Source organism: Acetivibrio sp., assembly GCF_035371925.1.
GTDB lineage: Bacteria > Bacillota > Clostridia > Acetivibrionales > Acetivibrionaceae > Hungateiclostridium.
In genome coordinates this window covers 1-2,722 of sequence record NZ_DAORXT010000166.1, presented here as the reverse complement: position 1 = coordinate 2,722, position 2,722 = coordinate 1, and the positions used below count along the sequence as shown (strand labels likewise).

Sequence of the window (2,722 nt, the reverse complement as noted above, 5' to 3'; positions counted from 1 at the left end):
GGAGTTATTGTGGGCGTAAGAGCTGATGAAGAGGGAAGCCGGTCAAAGGAAAGATATTTTTCACCGAGGGACAAGGAAAATGACTGGGCTGTGGAAGACCAGCCTCCTGAATTTTGGAATCAGTTCAAGACCGACTTTGCACCGGGAACCCATATTAGAATACATCCGCTTTTGGACTGGACAGAGCTAAACATCTGGGAATACATAGAAAGGGAAAACATACCTATTACATCACTATATTTTGACCAGGGGAATGGAAAGCGTTACAGATCCCTGGGATGCTATCCGTGTACTTTCCCTGTGGAGTCTACTGCTAAGAATGTCAGGGAAATTATTGAAGAGCTAAAAAGCGGCAAGTTTGCAAATATAGCAGAAAGGTCAGGACGGGCACAGGATCAGGATGACGGCGGCGGGCTTGAGACCTTGAGAAGAGGGGGGTACATGTGATATGGATGCAAGAGAACAAATGAACATTGTAATTGTCGGGCATGTGGACCACGGGAAAAGTACCGTCATTGGCAGGCTGCTTGCAGATACCGGCTCTCTTCCGGAAGGAAAGCTTGAATCGGTTAAGGAGTATTGCAGAAAGAACGCAAGACCCTTTGAGTATGCGTTTTTGCTGGATGCATTAAAGGATGAACAGGCACAGGGTATTACCATTGATACTGCAAGGTGCTTTTTTAAGACAAGTAAAAGGGACTACATTATTATTGACGCACCGGGTCATGTGGAGTTTTTGAAGAACATGGTTACGGGAGCATCCCGGGCGGAAGCAGCCCTTTTGGTGATAGATGCAAAGGAAGGCATAAAGGAAAATTCCAAACGCCACGGACATATTGTTTCCATGCTGGGAATCAAACAAGTGGTTGTTTTGGTCAATAAGATGGATTTGGTGGACTTTAGCAAGGAAGTTTATGAATCTATTGTCTCGGAATTCGGGGAATTTTTGCAAAAGGTTAACATAAGACCAATTAATTATATACCTATCAGTGCCTTCAACGGAGATAATATTGCTCAAAAATCTCCAAATACTTTGTGGTATGAAGGCCCCACCGTTTTAGAACAGTTGGATGGGTTTGTGAATAAGAAAGAGAACCGGCAGCTTCCATTCCGTATGCCTGTGCAGGATATTTACAAGTTTACAGAAGAAGGAGACGACCGGAGAATTGTAGCAGGCACAATCATAAGCGGTTCGATTAGCGCAGGGGATGAGGTTGTCTTTCTTCCTTCAAACAAAAGGTCGGTAATAAACAGTATTGAGGGATTTAATGTAAAGCCCAGGAATACAGCCTATGCAGATGAGGCAATAGGAGTGACATTAACCACACAGATTTACATAAAACCCGGAGAGCTGATGGTTAAAGCAAACGAAAAGCATCCGTCAGTGAGCTCCCGTTTTAGGGCAAACATATTTTGGGTGGGCAAAGCTCCTCTGATAAAGAACAAAAACTATAAATTGAAAATCGGTACTATGAAAATTGGAGTAAAGCTGATTGAAATAACACATATTATTGATGCGGCGGAGCTGAACATTGACACTTTCAAAGACCAGGTGGAAAGGCATGATGTGGCGGAGTGTATTTTTGAAACTACAAAACCCATTGCCTATGATGTTATTTCCGATGTCGAGCAGACCGGAAGGTTTGTAATTGTGGACAACTATGAGATATCCGGAGGTGGAATTATTTTAGAAGAGGTCCCGGATACGGACAGCAGCCTGATTACCCATGTCAGGGAAAGAGAATTTTTGTGGGAGAAAAGTCTGATTTCAGCGGAGCAGAGGAGAAATGCCTATGGACACAAGGCAAAGTTTATTGTAATTACTTCAGGCAGTGAAGGAAAAGAAAAGGATATCCAGGATGTGGGAAGACAACTGGAAGAGCAGCTTTTCAACATGAAGTACAAAGCATATTATCTTGGGGTTTCAAGTATACTGCACGGGCTTGCATCGGACGCGGTAAACAGCTATGAGGATAGAGACGAGCATATAAGGCAAATTGGAGAACTGGCAAGAATATTTACCGATTCGGGTCAAATATTTATTACCAGTATATTTAACCTGGATGATTACGAGGCTAAGAAACTAAAGCTTTTAAACCAGCCCAATGAAATCATAGTGGTCAATATAGGGCAGACACCTTTCAACAATTTTGTTCCGGATGCAAATATCGAAGACACAAAGGGTGCGGTAGAAGCTGTGTGTGATTTGCTAAAACGTCATGAAATCATACTTGAATATTATATATAGAATATGGGGGGTTTATAAATGACAATTAAAGTGAACGGTAAGGATGTATCCTTGGAAAAAGAGGTTACGGTAAAAGAACTTCTGGAAATCCAAAAGGTAGAAATGGCCGATTACGTCACAGTACAGATAAATGATGAGATATTGGACCGAAAGGACTTTGAGACTTTGACTGTAAAAGAAGGCGACGTTGTGGAATTCCTTTATTTCATGGGAGGCGGCGCATTATGAGCTTTACCAATGAGCAAATGGAGAGGTATTCCAGGCATATTATTTTAAAAGATGTTGGTGTGAAGGGGCAAAAGAAGCTTCTGGAATCCAAGGTTTTGATTGTTGGAACAGGAGGCCTTGGAGCGCCGGCTGCCATGTTTTTGGCCGCTGCGGGAGTTGGAACAATAGGTCTTGTGGATTTTGATGCAGTAGAGCTTTCAAATCTTCAAAGACAGATTATTCACCTGACCAAGGATGTGGGAAAAC

Annotated in this window: 4 protein-coding genes; all 4 read left to right on the top strand. The window is 42.5% G+C overall.

The features are described 5' to 3' along the window. On the top strand, positions 1-447 hold a 447-nt coding region (locus PLH43_RS13485), incomplete at its 5' end, for a phosphoadenosine phosphosulfate reductase family protein (RefSeq protein WP_324363973.1). Between the two features lies 1 nt (position 448). Next, positions 449-2,248 (top strand): GTP-binding protein, encoded by a 1,800-nt coding sequence (locus PLH43_RS13480; RefSeq protein WP_324363970.1) that lies wholly within the window; start codon positions 449-451, stop codon positions 2,246-2,248. 18 nt (positions 2,249-2,266) lie between these two features. Next, positions 2,267-2,476: a sulfur carrier protein ThiS gene (gene thiS / locus PLH43_RS13475; protein ID WP_324363968.1), complete on the top strand. Its 210-nt coding sequence runs from the start codon at positions 2,267-2,269 to the stop codon at positions 2,474-2,476. Then, the coding region (locus PLH43_RS13470; protein WP_324363966.1) for a ThiF family adenylyltransferase at positions 2,473-2,722 on the top strand (250 nt) is incomplete at its 3' end. The genes thiS and PLH43_RS13470, both read left to right, overlap by 4 nt.

What these genes read in the sequence shown, in the direction of transcription:
- PLH43_RS13480 (WP_324363970.1), top strand. Translation starts at nt 449, where the DNA reads ATGGATGCAAGAGAACAAATGAACATTGTAATTGTCGGGCATGTGGAC.
- thiS (WP_324363968.1), top strand. Translation starts at nt 2,267, where the DNA reads ATGACAATTAAAGTGAACGGTAAGGATGTATCCTTGGAAAAAGAGGTT.